General features: G+C 65.0%; 10 protein-coding genes. All 10 read right to left on the bottom strand.

Going from position 1 to position 18399, the window contains the following annotated elements:
- Positions 1 to 49: 49 nt before the first annotated feature.
- The 10 genes from FME97_RS09070 to pyrB all read right to left on the bottom strand — a co-directional run bounded on the left by FME97_RS09070 (position 50) and on the right by pyrB (position 18398).
- The gene (locus FME97_RS09070; protein ID WP_141429167.1) at positions 50 to 3784 is read right to left on the bottom strand and encodes a phosphoribosylformylglycinamidine synthase; all 3735 of its coding nucleotides are present in this window, start codon (positions 3782 to 3784) and stop codon (positions 50 to 52) included.
- Between the two features lie 47 nt (positions 3785 to 3831).
- Complete coding sequence (gene purK, locus FME97_RS09065; protein ID WP_394344252.1) at positions 3832 to 4980, bottom strand: 5-(carboxyamino)imidazole ribonucleotide synthase; 1149 nt, start codon at positions 4978 to 4980, stop codon at positions 3832 to 3834.
- 7 nt (positions 4981 to 4987) lie between these two features.
- Positions 4988 to 5455: a 5-(carboxyamino)imidazole ribonucleotide mutase gene (gene purE / locus FME97_RS09060; RefSeq protein ID WP_141429164.1), complete on the bottom strand. Its 468-nt coding sequence runs from the start codon at positions 5453 to 5455 to the stop codon at positions 4988 to 4990.
- A gap of 320 nt (positions 5456 to 5775) precedes the next feature.
- On the bottom strand, positions 5776 to 8100 hold the full coding sequence (locus FME97_RS09055) for a GH92 family glycosyl hydrolase (RefSeq protein ID WP_141429162.1): 2325 nt from the start codon (positions 8098 to 8100) through the stop codon (positions 5776 to 5778).
- A gap of 21 nt (positions 8101 to 8121) precedes the next feature.
- The gene (locus FME97_RS09050) at positions 8122 to 10371 is read right to left on the bottom strand and encodes a GH92 family glycosyl hydrolase (protein WP_141429160.1); all 2250 of its coding nucleotides are present in this window, start codon (positions 10369 to 10371) and stop codon (positions 8122 to 8124) included.
- A 9-nt stretch (positions 10372 to 10380) separates the two neighbouring features.
- Positions 10381 to 12645, bottom strand: a complete 2265-nt coding sequence (locus FME97_RS09045) for a GH92 family glycosyl hydrolase (protein ID WP_141429158.1) — start codon at positions 12643 to 12645, stop codon at positions 10381 to 10383.
- A complete protein-coding gene (locus FME97_RS09040) occupies positions 12645 to 13652 on the bottom strand; it encodes a glycoside hydrolase family 130 protein (protein WP_141429156.1) in 1008 nt (335 codons plus the stop codon). Before FME97_RS09040 ends, FME97_RS09045 begins: the two co-directional genes overlap by 1 nt.
- A gap of 21 nt (positions 13653 to 13673) precedes the next feature.
- Positions 13674 to 15731, bottom strand: coding sequence for a glycoside hydrolase family 20 protein (locus FME97_RS09035; protein WP_141429154.1), 2058 nt, complete (start codon positions 15729 to 15731; stop codon positions 13674 to 13676).
- Positions 15732 to 15755: 24 nt separating this feature from the next.
- On the bottom strand, positions 15756 to 17054 hold the full coding sequence (locus tag FME97_RS09030) for an MFS transporter (RefSeq protein WP_141429152.1): 1299 nt from the start codon (positions 17052 to 17054) through the stop codon (positions 15756 to 15758).
- A 258-nt stretch (positions 17055 to 17312) separates the two neighbouring features.
- A complete protein-coding gene (gene pyrB, locus FME97_RS09025) occupies positions 17313 to 18398 on the bottom strand; it encodes an aspartate carbamoyltransferase (protein WP_141429151.1) in 1086 nt (361 codons plus the stop codon).
- Position 18399 lies beyond the last annotated feature (1 nt).

Here is an 18399-nt window from a genome sequence, read left to right as displayed (position 1 = left end):
TCTTCTCTTTTCCGGTGTCCTGTCTGCCGCCCCGGCCGCAGTCCCGCGCCTACCGCGCCGTCTCCGGAGCCGTCTTCCGGAAGTAGGCCACGGCGTTCTCGAACAGCGACTGCCGCTTGTTGCCGGCGATGTTGCGGAAAAGATTCGGCTCGTAGCGCTCCGTGTGGCCCATCTTGCCGAGAATCCGGCCGTCGGGCGACACGATGCCCTCGATGGCGTACGACGAACCGTTGGGATTGTACGGCGCCTCGGCCGTGGGCTGTCCCGCGGCATCGACGTACTGGAAAGCCACCTGGCCGTTGGCGAAGAGTTCGCGGGCCAGTTCCTCGCTCACCACGAATTTGCCCTCGCCGTGACTGACGGCGATCGAGTGGATCTCGCCCGGGCGGAATCCCGCGAGCCACGGCGAGGCGGTCGCGGCCACGCGCGTCGAGACGATCTGCGAAATGTGGCGGTTGATGTCGTTGCGGAAGAGCGTCGGCGATTCGCGCGTCACCATTCCCAGCCGTCCGTAGGGCAGAAGCCCCGACTTGACCAGGGCCTGAAACCCGTTGCAGATGCCGAGAATCAGGCCGCCGCGGTCGAGCAGCACATGTATCTCCTCGCGTATATCTTTGTTATTCAGAACATTCACGATGAATTTCGCACTTCCGTCCGGCTCGTCGCCCGCCGAGAAACCGCCGCTCAGCACGAAGATATGCGCCCGGCGGATATGCTCCTTCATCCCGGCGATCGAACGCAGGATGTCGTCGCCCCCGAGGTTGCAGAGCACGCTCATGCAGACCTCGGCGCCCGCCGTGCGGAACGCCTTGGCGGTGTCGTAGTCGCAGTTCGTGCCGGGGAAGACGGGAATATAGACCCGCGGGTGCTCCACCGCGTCGCCCGGATAAGCGACGCAGCCCGTCGCCGGAGCGGCCGTCATCACCTCGGCCGAGTTGATCCCCTTGTCCGGATAGACGGTTGCGAAACGTTCGGTATTGGCCCGGTACAGTTCTTCGAGCGGCATCCGTACGCCGCCGACCGTCAGCGCCTCGTCCGCCACGGTCACGCCGACCTGCTCGGCGAAGGGGTATTCGAGCGTCCCCTCGCATTCGACGAGGATCGACCCGTAGGCGTATTCGTAGAGCCGCGCCTCCTCCATCGACGTCTCGACGCCGATGCCGTTGCCGAAGGCCATCTTCGCCAGACCCTCGGCCACGCCGCCGAAGCCCACGGCCCATGCCGAGAGGATCCGCCCCGCCTCGGTCTGGTCGCCGACGAAGGTAAAGTTGCGCCTGAGCTGCTCCGTGTCGGGCATCCGGTTCTCCTTCGGGGTGTGCCGGACGAGGTAGATGCGGTGTCCCGGACCCTTCAGATCGGTCGATACGACCTTTCCGGCATTCACCGTCGTGATGCCGAAAGCCATGAGCATCGGCGGCACGTTGATCTGCTGGAAGGTTCCCGACATCGAATCCTTGCCGCCGATCGACGGCAGTCCCAGCTCGACCTGCATCTTCAGCGCACCGAGCAGCGCGCCGAGCGGTTTGCCCCAGCTCTCGGGGTCGTGGGTCATGCGCTCGAAATACTCCTGGTAGGAGTAGCGCATCCGGTCGTATCGCGCGCCCGCCGCCACGACCTTCGCCGCCGCCTCGACGACGGCATAGGCCGCGCCGTGATAGGGGCTCCACGATGCGATCCGCGGGTTGTAGCCGAAGGCCATGATGCTGGCCGTGTCGGTGTAGCCGTCCGTCGGGAGTTTCTGCACCGAGACCTGCGTCTCGCTGCGCTGCGTGCGGCCGCCGAAGGGCATCAGCACGGTCGAACGGCCGATCGTCGAGTCGAACATCTCCACCAGACCCCGCTGCGAGAGCACGTTGTCGTCCCGGAGGTTGTTCGCGAAGCGCTCAGCGAGCGTGCCGCCCGCGATCTCGCGCGCGAAGGGATCGCAGTCCTCCACCGCGGCGATCTTCGCCTCGGCGTAGTGCTTCGCGCCGGCGCTGTCGATGAATTCGCGGCTCAGGTCCACCACCTTGCGGTCGCCGTTGAACATGCGCATCCGCGCCGTCGCGGTCACGTCGGCCACATGCACCGCCTCGATGTTCTCCTCGCGGCAGTAGCGCATGAACTCTTCGACGTCCTTCGCCTCGATCACCACGGCCATGCGCTCCTGCGACTCGCTGATGGCCAGCTCCGTGGAATTCAGGCCGCTGTACTTGGTCTTCACGCGGTCGAGGTAGATGTCCAGTCCGTCGGCCAGCTCGCCGATGGCCACACTCACGCCGCCCGCACCGAAGTCGTTCGACTTCTTGATCAGGCGCGTCACCTCCGGACGCCGGAACAGGCGTTCGAGCTTGCGCTCCTCGGGGGCGTTGCCCTTCTGCACCTCGCTGCCGCACGTCTCGAGCGACCTGGCGTCGTGCTCCTTCGAAGAACCCGTCGCCCCGCCGATGCCGTCGCGGCCCGTGCGGCCGCCGAGCATGACGATCACGTCCCCGGCCTCCGGCCGCTCGCGGCGGACGTTCCCGGCCTTCACGGCTCCCACCACGGCCCCGACCTCGAGGCGCTTGGCCACATAGTCCGGGTGGTAAATCTCGCGCACATGGGTCGTCGCCAGACCGATCTGGTTGCCGTAGCTCGAATAGCCGGCCGCGGCCTTCTTCGAGATGACGCTCTGCGGGAGTTTGCCCGGAAGCGTATCGCCCACCTTCTGGTAGATATTGCCGGCTCCCGTCACGCGCATGGCCTGGTAAACGTAGCTGCGGCCCGACAGCGGGTCGCGGATGGCGCCGCCCAGACAGGTCGAAGCTCCGCCGAACGGTTCGATTTCGGTGGGATGGTTGTGCGTTTCGTTCTTGAATTGCAGGAGCCACTTCTCGGTCCGCCCGTCCACGTCCACATCGACGTAGATCGAGCAGGCGTTGTTCTCCTCCGAGACCTCCAGATCGTCCAGCAGCCCCCGCTTGCGCAGGTAGCGCGCGCCGATCGTGGCGATGTCCATCAGGCAGACGCTCTTGTGCTCGCGCCCCAGCTCGCGGCGGATGCGCAGGTACAGCGCCAGCGAATCCTCGATCTCCTCCCGCACGAAGGACTCCTCGACGGAGATGCCCTCCAGCTCGGTCGTAAAGGTCGTATGACGGCAGTGGTCGCTCCAATAGGTGTCCAGAATCCGCAGCTCGGTCTCATAGGGATCGCGGCCTTCCGTACGGAAGTACTTCACCACCTCGCGCAGGTCGTCGGCATTCATCGCCAGCCCCTTCTCGCGGCAGAAGCCCTCCAGCTCCGCCTCCCCCATGCGCGTGAACCCGTCGAGCACCTCCACGGGGCGCACCTCGGCCTGTTCCATGTCGCTGAGCACCGAGAGGTCCTTCTCGCGCGACTCGACGGCGTTGATATAGTAGCGGCGGATCTTCTCCAGCTCCTCGTCGGTGGTTCCGTCCTCGAAAAGGAGCAGCTTCGACGAGCGGATACGCACGTCGGCCGCAGGGTCGATCAGCCGCACGCAGTCCACCGCCGAGGCGGCGCGCTGGTCGAACTGGCCGGGAAGACACTCCACGGCGATATATTTGCGTCCCCCGAGGTCGCACGAGTCGGTCACCGAATCGGTCACCACCTCGCCGAAGACCGTGTAGCGGGTCTTCTCCAGCAGCTCCTCCGAAAAGCCGAACAGGTCATAGACGTTCAGCAGGCGCAGCTCGCCCAGCGCGAGGTTCAGGTTCGTGTTCAGCTCGCGGCGCAGGCTCTCGGCCTCGACGCGGAAGCGGGGAAGTTTCTCAACGAAAATGCGGTAATCGGTCGTATGGTTCATATTTCTCAAATAGCGTTCTCACTGTATTCTGCAATCCGGTCCGGCGCCTACACGAAACGCGCGGCCCAGCGGCGTTCGTACTCCCCGGCGGTCATACCGACGAAGGTGATGTGGCCCATCTTGCGCTTGGGGCGGCTTTCGGTTTTGCCGTAAAGGTGGACATGGACACCCTCATGGCCCTCGGCGGCGATGCGTTCGGCCGTTTCGAGGTCCTGTCCCAGGATGTTCTTCATCACCGTGGGAGCCACCAGTCGCGGCTCTTCGAGCGGCATCCCCGCGAGGTAGCGCACCAGCTCGCGGAACTGGCTCGTCGTGGCTCCCTCGATCGTGTAGTGTCCCGAATTGTGGGGCCGCGGCGCCATCTCGTTGAAGTAGATATCGCCGCCGCGGACGAAATACTCGATGGCCAGAATCCCCTCGTAACCGCATTCGCGCATGAACCGCTCGCTTTCGCGCCTCATGCGCTCCGCGACCTCCGCGCCGTCCCCGGCCGGGACGATCGAAAGGTCCAGGATGCCGTCGCGGTGGACGTTGCGCCCCACGGGGAAGCTCACGACCCGTTCGCGGTCGGCGACCATCACGATGCTCGCCTCGAAGTCGAACGGGACGAACTCCTCAAGAATGCACGGCACGGAGAGCAGCGGCAGCGCCCGTTCCAGATCGGCCTCCGTGCGCAGCACCAACTGTCCGTGGCCGTCGTAACCGAGCGTGCGGGTCTTCAGCACGGCGGGCAGCCCGATCTCGTCCACGGCGTCCCGCAGCGACCGCTCGTCGTCCACGGCGGCGAAGCGCGGCGTCGTCAGTCCGTGCTCCCGGGCGTTGGTCTTCTCGCGCAGGCGGTCCTGCGAGTCGTAGAGGGGTTTGTAGCCCTGCGGGATGTTGTACTTCCCGCACAGCGGAATCAGAATCTCCCCCGGGACATTCTCGAACTCGTAGGTCACCGCATCGCTGCGGCGGCACAGCTCCTCGACGGCCGCCGCGTCGTCGAACCGGCCGACGATGTGTTCGTCGCACACGGCGCCCGCCGGAGCGTCCGGCGCCGGATCGAGGCACACCGTACGAATCCCCATCGGACGCGCCGCCTCGGCGATCATCAGCCCCAGTTGGCCGCCTCCTATTATTCCTATCGTTTTTCTCTCGTTCATGCTCTTCTCCGACTTTCGGCCGGCCGGTCCGCGGACCGCGGTCCGTCGCAAATCCTTCCTATATTTCGGCTTTCAGCACGTCGGCCGTCTGACGGGTCCGGAAGGCCTCGAGCCGTGCCGCCAGCTCCGGATCCCCCAGGGCGAGGATCGATACGGCGATCAGGGCGGCGTTCTTCGCCCCGTTGATCGCCGTCGTGGCCACCGGCACGCCGGCGGGCATCTGCACGATCGACAGCAGCGAGTCCAGCCCGTTGAGCGCCCGCGACTTCACGGGCACGCCCACTACGGGCAGCGTCGTCATCGACGCCACCATGCCCGGAAGGTGCGCCGCACCGCCCGCGCCGGCGATGATGACCCCGATGCCGCGGCTGCGCGCCGTCTTGGCGTATTCGCACAGCAGATCGGGTGTCCGGTGGGCGCTGACCACCCGTTTCTCGAACTCCACGCCGAATGCCTCGAGCGTGGCGACGGCATCGGCCATCACCTCGTAATCGCTCACCGAGCCCATTATCACTCCGACCTTCATATCCTTTCGATCCGTTTAAAAGTTGTCCGACGAAAAAGACGAACCGCCACGACAGGGTATGTCATGGCGGTCCGGTATCTATCCGAGTACTCCACAGGCGACCGTCCGGCCGTCGCGGGAGCACCCGCAACGCTTCTGCGACCCGCGGGACGCCGAATAGAAAGCGGCGGCGAGGCACTGCTCTCTCTTGCGTTCACGCTGATCCGTATGTTCGACAGAAATCATCGCTGACCGGGAGTTCGTCCGTATTCGGAATAACGTGACAAAAGTAACGCTTTCCGGCAGATTTTCAAAATTCCCGGGCAGATTCTATCGACAATTTATCGACATTGGCGGCGACTGTACGAGTAAGGCGCATCGTCGGGCTGCGTGCCGCGCCCGGTGTTGGGTTCGGCCTGCATCGCGAAGCGCACCACGGCGCCGTCGGCCAGGTCCGACCACGGCAGGTAGTTGCGCGTCCACGGCTCGCCGTCGAGCGTCACGCCGCCGATATAGCGCATCTGCGGTCCGTTGGCGGGAGCCTCGATCACGATCTCGGCGCCGGTGTCGCGGCGGATCGTCGCCTTGCGGAACAGCGGCGAACCGATCGCGTACTCGCCCGAACCGGGACAGACGGGATAGAACCCGAGCGCCGAGAAGACGTACCACGCCGAGGTCTGGCCGTTGTCCTCGTCGCCGCAATAGCCGTCGGGACGGGCCGCATAGAGACGGTCCATCACCTCGCGCGCCCACCACTGCGCCTTCCACGGTTCGCCGGCGTAGTCATAAAGATAGATCATGTGCTGCGCAGGCTGGTTGCCGTGGGCGTAGTTGCCCATGTTGGCCACCTGCATCTCCGTGATCTCGTGGATGCGCACGCCGTAGTAGCTGTCGTCGTAGATCGGCGGCACGACGAACACCGAATCCAACATCTTCGAGAACTCCTTCCCGCCGCCCATCAGCCCGGCGAGCCCCTCGACGTCGTGGAACACCGACCAGGTGTAGTGCCACGAGTTGCCCTCGGTGAAGGCGTCGCCCCACTTGTAGGGGCTGAACGGCGACTGGAACGTCCCGTCGGCATTGCGGCCGCGCATGAGTTTCGTCCCGGGATCGAAGACATTGCGGTAGTTCTGCGCCGCCTTCTCCAGCTTCGCGGCATCCTCGCTGCGTCCGAGTTTGGCGGCCACCTGCGCGATGCACCAGTCGTCGTAGGCGTATTCGAGCGTGCGGGCCACGTTCTCGTTGATCTTCACGTCGTAGGGCACATACCCCAGCGTGTTGTAATACTCGTGGCCCAGCCGGCCCGTCGAACTCACCTCGGGGTGCACCTTCTCGCGCCCCGAGAGCATCGCCTCGTAGAGCGCGGCGACATCCTCCTCCGGTGTGATGCCCTTCAGGATGGCGTCGGAGACCACCGACGCCGAGTTGTTGCCCACCATGCAGCCGCGGTGGCCCGGCGACGCCCATTCGGGCAGGAAGCCGCTCTCGCGCCAGGCGTTCGCCAGTCCGGCCTGGATCTCGGCGTTCACCGAGGGATAGACCAGGTTCAGCAGCGGGAACAGCGCGCGGAACGTGTCCCAGAAGCCCGTGTCGGTATACATGTAGCCGGGCAGCACCTCGCCGTTGTAGGGACTGTAATGCACGATCTCGCCCGAGGCGGTCACCTCGTAGAACTTGCGCGGGAAGAGCACCGAACGGTAGAGGCACGAATAGAAGGTGCGGTACTGGTCGAGCGTGCCGCCCGAGACCTCGATGGCGCCGAGCACCTCGTTCCAGCGCGCTTCGGCACGCATCCGCACCGAATCGAAACCGCCCTCGCCCAGCTCCCGGAGGTTCTGGAAAGCCTGCTCCTCGGAAATGAACGACGAGGCGACGCGCGCCGTGATCTGCTGTCCGCGCGCGGTCGAGAAGTGCACCTTCGCCACGGCGTGCTCGCCCTCGACCGACTTGCTGCCGTCGGGACAGAGCATGTTCCGCCCCGGCTCGTAACGTCCCGGCCGGTCGGTTAGCTCCACGGCCGTGAACGGCGTGTCGAAGCGCACGACGAACCAGTTCCTGAAGTTGTCCGGCACGCCGCCGCTGTTGCGCGAGGTGTAGCCGACGATCGTGCGGTCGTCCGCCATGCCGATCCGCGACCCGCGGTCGAAGGCGTCGATCACCACCCCGCTCTCGTCCGATTCGGGGAAGGTGAAGCGCATGACGGCCGCGCGGTCGGTCGGTGCGATCTCGGCCTTGACGTCGTGGTCGGCCAGATAGACCGAATAGTAGTAGGGTTTGGCCGTCTCGGACTGATGCGAGAACCAACTCTGCCGCGACTCCTCGTCGAGTTTGTCCCTGCCGCGCACGGGCATCAGCGAGAACTGTCCGTAATCGTTGATCCACGGCGAGGGCTGATGCGTCTGCTTGAAGCCGCGGATCGTGTGGGCGCCGTAGGTATAGGTCCAGCCGTCGCCCATCCTGCCCGTCTGGGGCGTCCAGAAGTTCATGCCCCACGGCAGCGCAATGGCCGGATAGGTGTTGCCCGTCGAGAGCGAATAGTCGGACTGCGTGCCCATCAGCGTCGTCACGTAATCCACGGGCGGCAGCAGCTTTTCGTCCGGCTGCGCCGTCGTGGCGCATGCGGACGAGAGAAAAGCCAGGGCGGCCGCCGTTGCGAGTCTTTTCATGTCGGTCAATCGTTTTAAGGGTTATTTTCCGGTAGCCGGGGCGTCGTACCAGAGCGCCGGCTCGGGTCCCATTTCGAACTCGAGCACGCCGCCCCGCATCACCTCCCCGTGCGTGATATAGGGCTTGTCATAGGGTTTGCCGTCGAGCGTGATGCGCTGCACGTAGCGGTTCTCCGGCGTGTTGTTCTTCGCCGCGACGACGAACACCCCGCCCGGGACCTTCACTTCGGCCCGGTCGAAGAGCGGGATGCCGAACCAGTAGCGTCCGCCGGCGGGTTCGACCTCGTACATGCCCAGCGACGAGAGGACGTACCATGCCGACATCTGCCCCACGTCCTCGTTGCCCGACAGTCCGTCCGGCTCGGCGTGGTAGAGCGTCGTGAGCACCTCGCGCACCTTGTCGGCCGTCTTCCACGGCTGCCCCAGCATCGTATAGAGGTAGAGCACGTGGTGGCTCGGCTCGTTGCCGTGGGCGTACTGGCCGATGAGGCCCGAGATGTCGGGCGAGGTCTCGGCGCCCTCGACGACGGAACTTACCGTGAAGAGCGAATCGAGCTTTCCGAGCATCTCCTCGCGGCCGCCGAAGCATCCGACGAGTCCCTCGACGTCGTGCGGCGCCAGCCATGTGTACTGCCAGGCGTTGCCCTCGCAGTAGTCGTCGGCGCGGTGCGTCGAGGCGAAGGGGTTGAACGGCGTGCGCCAGTCTCCCTTCGAATCGCGGCCGCGCATGAAGCGCGTCGCCGGATCGAAGTAATTGCGGTAGCTATGGCTGCGTTCCGTGAAGTATTTCGCGTCCTCCGTCCGGTCCAGCGCTTCGGCGGCACGCGCCGCGGCGCCGTCGGCCAGGGCGTACTCCATGTCGTAGGCCACCGCCTCGTTGAACAGGTCGCACGGGATGTAGCCGTGCTCCATTCTGAGGCCGTTGCCGCGGCCGGGATCCATCGCCGTTTTCCGGATCGCCTCGAAAGCCTTTTCGCGGTCGAATCCTTCGATGCCCTTCACGATGGCGTCCGCCACGACGGGAATACCCGGGTTGCCCACCATGCAGTCGGTCTCGTTGCCCCACAGATGCCATACCGGCAGGCGCCCCTGCTCGTCGGCGATATGCAGCATCGTCTGCACGATGTCGGGCATCCGCTCCGGATGCAGGATCGTCATCAGCGGCATCGCGGCGCGGTAGGTATCCCACAGCGAGAAGGTCGTGTAGTTCGTGAAGCCGGGCGCACGGTGGATTTCATAATCCGACCCGCGGTAATCGCCGTTCACGTCGCAGAACACGGAGGGCGCCACCATCGTGTGATACAGCCCCGTGTAGAAAATCCGCTTCGCCGTCTCGTCCTCCGTCGTGATCTTCACCTTCGACAACTCGTCGTTCCACGCCTTGTCGGCCGCCGCCGCGGTCGCCTCGAAATCCCATCCGGGGAGCTCCGCGGCGAGGTTCGCCTCGGCGCCCTCGACGCTCACGGGCGACAGGGCCACCTTCACGAGCAGTTGCTCGCCCTCCTCCGTGTCGAAATCCACGCGCGCATAGCGGGCCGCGATCCGGGGCATCTTGGAATCGTCCATCTCGCCCGGATGCAGGTAGGCGATTCCCCTGGCGGGTTTCGAGAACTCGGCCACGAAGTACACCTTCTGGTCCTTCGCCCAGCCCGTCGAGTAGCGCCATCCGCTGATGCGCGTGCTGTCGTCCGAGAAGCGGAAGCCCGTATCGGTCGCCTTGTCCCAGCAGCCGCCGTTCTCCAGGTCGAAGACCACGGCCGCGGCATCCGACGCCGGGAAGGTGTAGCGGTGCAGTCCCACGCGGGGCGTGGCCGTCATTTCGGCCGTGATGCCGTAGCGCGTCAGCGGAACCGAGTAGTAGCCCGGCCGGGCGATCTCCCGCGTGCGGTCGGCATAGGACCAGAGTCCCGACGACGGATCGTCCTCCGTGCCGCGGGCATAGGTCACCTCGCCCACGACGGGCATCACCGTGACGTCGAACAGGTCGCCGATCCCCGTGCCCGAGAGGTGCGTGTGCGAGAAGCCGATCACCGTCGAATCCGACCGGTGGTATCCCGAAACCCAGTCCCACTCCTGCGGAATGCTCGTGGGGCCGACCTGCACCATGCCGAACGGCACGTTCGCCCCGACGAAGACGTGGCCGTGGCCGCCCGTGCCGATCTTCGGGTCCACGAAGCGGGTGAAATCGCTCTCCGCAGCGGGCTGCGAAGGCGAGCAGGCCGCCGCGAGAAGCAGGGCCGCCGCCGGCAAAAAGCTGTATGTCCGTTTCATAGTCAAGCGTTATTTGTCGTTTTTCAATTCGAATTTCAGTCGTCCGCCCCCGAGCAGTTCGTCGTGCGAGAGGCGGTACTTGCCGAGCGGTTTGCCGCCGAGCGTCATGCGGCCGATGTAACCGGCGCCGGCCGCCGGCCGCTCGGCCTCGATCACCAGCGGGCCCCGCTCCGTCGCGATCTCCACGCGGTCGAACACGGGGGCCGTCAGCGTATAGTACGGCTCGCCCGGGCAGTCCGGATAGAATCCCATCATCGAGAAGACGGCCCAGGCCGACATCGTACCCGTGTCGTCGTTGCCGGGAATGCCGTCGGGTGCGGTGGTGAAGTATTTGGCCAGCAAGCGGCGCACCTCGCGCTGCGTGCGCCACTCCTCGCCCGGAAAGCGGCTGAAGAGGTAGGCGTAGGCGATGTCGGGTTCGTTCGCCGGGTCGTACAGCCCCTCGTCGAAGACCATTTGGAGCTTATCGACGAACTTCCGCCGGCCTCCCATGAGTTTCGCCAGCCCCTCCACGTCGTGCGGCACGAAGAAGGTGTAGTTCCAGGCCGACCCCTCGTGGAATCCCGGCGCGGCCGTGAAGTTCTCGCCCGCCTTCGGGTCGAAGGGCTCGAGGAACGTCCCGTCGTCGTTGATCGGCCGCAGCGTTCCGAACTCCTTGTCGTAGTAGTGTCTGTACCCCAGCGAACGGTCGCGGAACAGACGCGCGTCGTCCCCGTGTCCGAGCGAGTCGGCCAGCAGCGACAGCGCATGGTCGGCGACGTAGTACTCCAACGCGTGCGACACGGAGGTATCGCCCGCGAGGTCCTTGGCGTAGAAACCCAGCGGAATGTAGCCCCGCTCGACATAGGGGTCGATGTCCGGCCGCAGCCGGTTCTGCGCTCCGGGCGTCGTGGCCGACTTGAGGAACGCCTCGTAGGCCGTCGCGACGTCGAAGTCGCGCAGCCCCTTCATCCACGTATCGACGATGACCGGAATGGCCGGGTCGCCTTCCATCGTGAAGGTCTCGCGGCCGTACAGCTCCCACTTGGGCATCCACCCCCACTCCTCGTACATGCCGATCATCGAACGCACCATGTCCAGTTGCCGCTCGGGATAGACCAGCGTCAGCAACTGGTGCACGTTGCGGTAGGTGTCCCACAGCGAGAAGACCGTGTAACGGTCGTGCTCCGAGACGCCCGTCTCGCCGGAACGCTCCATGACCGGATACTCGCCGTTCACGTCGTTCACGAGATTCGGGTGGATCAGCGCATGGTACAGCGCCGTATAGAACACGGTCTGCTGCTCCGCCGTGCCGCCCTCGACGCGGATGCGCGAAAGGTCGTCGTTCCACCGCGTGCGGGCCGCCCCGCGGATCGCGTCGAACGACGTTCCGGCGGGCTGTTCGGCGTCGAGGTTCCGGCGGGCGTTCTCCGTGCTCACATAGGAAATGCCCATGCGCACCTCGATCTGTTCGCCCTCCCGGAGATCGTCGAACGTGAACCAGTAGCCCACGTCGTCGCCCGCCAGTTCGCGGCCGTACTCCGTGTAGAGCTTGTATTTGCCGTTGTCGGGGGTCCACTCCGCCTCGACGCCCGTCATCGGACGCTGCTTCTTCCAGTAGCCCGACGACGACGGGGTTTTCGTCACGCGCAGCACGAAATACACCGGAAACACCTTCTGCGGGTTGTAGCAGAACGTCCCCAGCAGTTTCATGCCCTCGATCTCCGTGGCGCTCACGCGGCGCACCGTAGCGCCCGACTCGTTCGTGAGGCCCTCGCCCAGATTCAGCAGAATGTGCCCCTCCCCGGCGGGAAACGTGTAGCGCTCGGCCGAAGTGCGCGGCGTGGCCGTCGCTTCGGCCCGGACGCCGTACTTGTCCAGCGTCACGGCGTAGTAGCCCGGCGAGGCCGTTTCATCTTCATACGCCGTGCCGTACTCCTTGTAATCCACCGTCAGCGGCCCGGTCGTCGCCATCGTCAGCAGCGACCCCATCTCGGGACATCCCACGCCGCTCAGCGCCCCGTGGGCGAAGCCCGTGAAGAATTCGTTATGGTACTCGTAGGGAGTCGACCACCAGCGGGCGTCCTTGTCGTAGATGTTCGTGTCCGAACCCATCACGTTGAACGGAACCACCGCCATCATGCCGTTCGGGCACAGGGCCCCGGGATTGGTCGTGCCGAAGTTGGTCGTGCCGATGAAGGGATCGACCCGATCGACGGGCTCCTGCGCACGCAGCGGCGCGCAGAAAACGGCTGCGGCGAGCGCCGCAGCAGGAAGCGTTCGTCGCAGTCGCATCAGAGGATCGAGTTTTTCTTCGTAAATTCGACGATCTCCGGAATATATCCGAACGCAAGGCCCGTCACCGTGTCGGCGCAGCCGTAGTAAACCGCCACGCGCCCCGTCGCGGGGTCGTGCAGCGCAGCGCAGGGGAACGTCACGTTCGGCACGTCGCCCATGCACTCGTACGGCTCGCGCGGCGAAATCAGATACGGACCGCTGCGGGCCGTCACCTTCCAGGGTTCCTCCAGGTCCAGCAGCGCTGAACCGAAGGCATAGACGTAGCCGTTGCACGAGCGCAGCACGCCGTGGTAGAACAGCAGCCACCCCTCGCTCGTCTCGATGGGCACGGGGCCCGCACCGATCTTCATGCACTGCCAGGCCGACACCTCGAACGCCGCGGGCGACATGACGTGCCGGTGGCGCCCCCAATAGCAGAGGTCGGGCGACTCGGAGTAGAAAATATCCCCGAAGGGCGTATGTCCCGTGTCGCTCGGACGCGAGAGCATGGCGAACTTGCCGCCGATCTTCCGGGGGAACATCACGCCGTTGCGGTTATAGGGCAGAAAGGCGTTCTCCAACTGGTGGAAGGTCCGGAAATCCTCGGTCCACGCGATGCCGATCGTCGGGCCGTGGTAGCCGTTGCACCACGTCACGTAGTACTTGTCGTCGATCTTCGCCACGCGCGGATCGTAGCCGTAGGCCCACTCCCCGATCTCCGGGTCGGCGCCCTCCAGCCGGAAGTCGGCCTCCTCGATGTCCCACTTCAATCCGTCCACCGAGAAACCGACGTGGATGCGCATGCGGCGGTTCGTGTCGTCGCAGCGGAAAACACCGGCGTAGTTGTACTTCCCGTTTCTGAACGGCACGACGGCCGAGTTGAAAATACTGTTCGAGGTCGAAAGCGCATGGCGCCCGATGATCGGGTTCGCGCTGTAACGCCAGAGCACCTCGTTCGAACCCGCGGGACGATCCTCCCACGGCATATCGGGCAATGCGGGGCCCGCGATTCTGAGATTTTCCATGTTCTATCAATAATAAATCCGTCAATTCACGATAATTTCGTCGATAAACAGCCAGCCGCCCGGATGGCCGTGCGAGAAGGCGTGGCAGCGGACATAGCGGGCTTCGGCCTCGCCCGTCCAGCCGAAGGCGCGGCACTGGAGCTTCGGGTCGTCGAACGGCAGGTCGTTCTCCTCGCCGCCCAGCACCGTGAAGCGCTCTCCGTCGGTCGAGACCGCAATCTCGACACGTTTGGGCAGCCCGATGAACGCCGACCGCCACTGCAGGAAATCGGCCTTCACCTCGCGGATCGGCTTCACGGCCCCCAGATCGACCGTCGCCTCGACGTCCGTATTCAGGAAGCCCAGCCAGCGGTAGCCGTAGGTCCACGACCCCAGCTTCCCGTCGGTCAGCGAACCGGGACCGTCGGCCGGATAGCCCTCGTACCACTCCGAAGCATAGGTCACCGGGCAGCCTACGGCCAGATGCCGCACCTCTTCCAGCGACTCGGGACGCTCGCCGCGCACGGAACCCGCCAAATCGAACGTGTTGTATCCCTTCGCACGGACGGCGTCGATACGCATCAGCGCCCGGCGGCGGAAATCCTCGTAGTCCTTCAGTTCGGGCGCCGACCAGGCGATCTCGGCCACCGCGAAGACCCGCGGGTAGAGCATGTACTCGGCGTATTCGGGCGTAGCGATGCGTTCGGTCCACAGGTTCGCCTGCACGCCCAGCACCCTCTCGCGGCCCGGCATGTCCTGCGGCGCCGGCTCGTACATATAGGTCTTGGGCAGGGGAACCGACCCTTCGAGCGCCTCCGGCTCGGTCGAGGGATTGCCCTGATACTTGTCCAGATAGCAGTAGCTGCCCGGAACCATCACCACCGGATGCCCCGAGGCCGCCGCCTCGCGGCCGCCCGACTCGCCGCGCCACGACATGACCGCGGCGTTGGGCGCCAGACCGCCCTGCAGAATCTCGTCCCAGCCCAGCAGCCGGCGCCCGCGGGCATTGAGGAACGCCTCGAGCCGGTGCACGGCATAGCTCTGCAACTCGTCCACGTCCTTCAGCCCCTCGCGCTGCATCCGCGCCCGGCACTTCGGACAGGTCGGCCACCCCTTTTTCGTGGCCTCGTCGCCGCCGACATGAATGTATTCCGAGGGGAAGAGTTCCATCACCTCCTCGAGTACGTTCTCCAAGAACTCGAACGTCGCGTCGTTGCCGATGCAGAAGTCGTCGTAAACGTGCGGCTTTCCCGCGCACGACAGGTGGGGATAGACCGCCAGCACCTCCTCCGAGTGGCCCGGCATCTCGATTTCGGGAATCACCGTGATATGCAGCGAATCGGCATAGGCCACCACTTCGCGGATGTCGTCCTTCGTGTAGAATCCGCCGTAGGCGTTCGGGTCGTCACGCCGGCAATAGGGCCGCCCGGCGTCGAGCCACGGCTGCCATCCCTCGATCGGGCGCCAAGCCGCGAGCTCGGTCAGCTCGGGATAACGGTCGATCTCGATGCGCCACCCCGCACCGTCCGTCAGATGCCAATGGAAGCGGTTGAGTTTGAGCGAGGCCATCATCCGCAGCTGTTTTTTCACAAACTCCTTGCCGAAGAAGTGGCGCGCCTCGTCCAGGTGCATGCCGCGGTAGGAGAAGCGCGGGGAGTCGGTGATCCGCTGCGCGGGAATCCGATCGCCGAACTGCTCCTGCAACTGCAAGAGAGTCTGTATGCCGTAGAAAAGACCCGCTTCGCCGCGCGAAGCGACCGAGACGCCTTCGGGAAGGACCGAAAGCACGTAACCCTCTTCCGAGGCAGGCAGTTCGGGCGACGCGGCGACCGTCAGACGCAGGTAGCCGTCCGACGCCTGCGGATCGTCCGTGCGGACGGCCAGCGGCGTGGTCCGCAGGTAGGCCGTCAGGGCGTCGGCGACCTCCGCCGGAGCGTCGAACGACAGGGCCAGGGGCGATGCGAGGCGGCATGCGCCGGAGCGTTTCTCGACCGACGCGGGACGCGGGATCACGGCGTCCGTCTCGGCCGTAGGACCTCCGCACGACGCGGCGCAGAGCGACAGCCCCGCAAGAAGGGAGAGCAGGTGATTTTTCTTCATACGTGTTTGCTTGGTAAACGGAGTTTATTCGGTTTTATTTCCATCGGGATAGGTGAAGGGGATGAAACGCGTCATGACGAAGGCCGGAATCGTCGCCAGCATCACCACGACGAAGAAGAGCGAATAGCCGAGCCAGTCGCTCAGGTAGCCCGACACGGCGCCGGTGAGCATCACCGAAAGGTTCATGATGCCCGAAGCGAAGGCGTAGTGGGCCATCTGGTGACGGCCGGGCGCCACCTGCTGTATCATGAAGAGCGTCAGTCCCACGAATCCGAATCCGTAGCCGAAATACTCCACGACGATGCCGCCGCCCACGAGCCACATGGAGGAGGGCTGGAAGAAGGCCAGCAGCGCATAGACCACGAAGGGTACGTTGAAGACGCAGCAGAGCGTGAAGAGCGTGCGGCGCAGTCCGCGCGCGGCGATGTAGTAGCCGGCCAGCAGCGACCCCACGAGGAACGCCCCGGCGCCGAACGTGCCGTAATACAATCCGATCTGCTGGTTCGTCAGGCCCAGTCCGCCCGCCGCGGTGTCGGCCTTGAGGAACAGCGGCACGATCTTCATGACGAACCCCTCGCCCAGCCGGTAGAGAATGATGAAGGCGATGTAGTACCAGATGTGTTTCTTGGTGAAGAAGGCCGCGATCACCTCCTTCAGGCCCCGCAGCCCCTCGCCGAGCGAGTGCCCGCCCGCCGCCGCGGCGCCCGAAGGGAGCATCCGCCCGTGGTAGCAGCCCAGCAGCAGAAGCAGCCCGCAGAGAATCGCCAGCACGACGGTCCACGCATGGACGTAGGCGTCGAACGCGGCGGCGCCCTCTGCGGAGGAGCGCTCGTAGAGCCACCCGGCGAACCATACCAGACCGCCCGTGGCCACCAGCTTCGCCAGGTTGTAGAAGGCTCCCTGCCAGCCGATGTACTTCGCCTGGTCGCGCGTAGAGAGCTCCGACATGTAAACGCCGTCGGCCGCAATGTCGTGCGTCGCGCCGCTGAAGGCCACCACGGCGAAGACGGCGACCGTCACGGCGAAGAACGACGGCAGATGCAGCGCCAGCGCCGCCACGCCGAACATGACGCCGCTCAGAAGCTGCGTCGCCACGACGAAGAACTTCTTTGTCCTGAAAATCTCCAGGAAGGGACTCCAGAGGAACTTGATCGTCCACGGCCACATGATAAGCGAGGTCCAGAAGGCGATCCGTGCGTCCGGAATGCCGAGGTCCTTGAACAGTACGGCCGAAACCATGTTCAGCACCACGAACGGGAGGCCCATGGCGAAATAGAGGCTGGGAACCCACGCCAGCGGGGAAACGGGTCTTTTTTCACTCATCGCAGAGCAGGCATTAATTCGGTTCTGGCAAACGGAGACGACCTGCGTCCGGCGGCGCGTCTCCACACCCCGAACGATGTTTTCTCCGAGGACAAAGATAATCATTTCCCGCGATTTTCCGAGGCTTCCCGCACAAAAACGCACACAACTCCCGGCCGTATGCGGAAGGGGTGTCCGGAAACCTTCGCAGAGTTTCCGGACACCCCTTCCGCGCCGGCACCCGGGACGGAAACGCCCCGCGCGCAGGACGGGAACCCGCTACCGGGCCTTCGCCTCGCAGTAGGCACAGCGGCACACGCCGTCGGCCGCGCGGCGGAAAAGCTGATCGACGTCTTCCGTGGCCGAAATGCAGCGGGGATTCGAACAGGTCATTCCGTTCACGACGTACTCCTCGCCGAAGACCGGGATCCGGGCGAACGGACGGTTCTCGTCGGCCCAACGCAGCAGCGTATAGATCAATGCCATACGCACGAATTTTCCGTTCTCTACCTGCCGGAAGTAAGCCGCACGCGGGTCGTTGTCCACCTCGCGCGTGATCTCGTTCACGCGCGGCAGCGGATGCAGCACGATCATATCGGGCCGCGCCGTGCGCAGCTTCCCCGGATCGAGCACGAAGCTGTCCTTCACGCGGTCGAACTCCTCCTCGTCGAGGAAGCGCTCCTTCTGTACGCGCGTCATGTAGAGGATGTCCAGCTCGGGCATCACCTCCTCCATCGTGCGCACCTCGCGGAACTCCAGCTTCGAGGCGGAACGCATCTCCTGTAGCATGTAATCGGGCAGGCGCAGCTCCTCGGGCGCGATGAGCATCACGCGGATCCCCTCGTAACGCGACAGCGCCTTGATGAGCGAATGGACCGTGCGGCCGAACTTCAGGTCGCCGCAGAACCCGATCGTCAGGTGGTCGAAACGCCCCTTCTCGCGCTTGATCGTCAGCAGGTCCGTCAACGTCTGCGTCGGATGGGCGTGACTGCCGTCCCCGGCGTTGATGACCGGAATGCCGGCATACTGCGAGGCCACGAGCGGCGCGCCCTCCTTGAAGTGGCGCATGGCGATGATGTCCGCGAAACAGCGGATCACGCGCACCGTGTCGGCCACGGTCTCGCCCTTCGACACGGACGAGGAGCTGGCGTCGGAGAAGCCGATCACCTCGCCGCCCAGCTCCAGCATCGCCGAGGTGAAGCTCAGGCGCGTGCGGGTGGAAGGCTCGTAAAACAGCGTGGCGAGTTTTTTGCCCTTGCAGGACTCGCGGTACTTGGCGCGGTTGGCGATGATGTCCTCCGCCAGCGCCACGATCCGCTCGGTCTCCTCGACCGTCAGATCGGTCGGATCAATCAGATGTCGCATG

Origin of the sequence: Alistipes dispar, assembly GCF_006542685.1 — a bacterium.
Taxonomy (GTDB): domain Bacteria; phylum Bacteroidota; class Bacteroidia; order Bacteroidales; family Rikenellaceae; genus Alistipes; species Alistipes dispar.
Note: the sequence above shows the minus strand (reverse complement) of the source record. Positions and strands in the feature narration are given on the sequence as shown.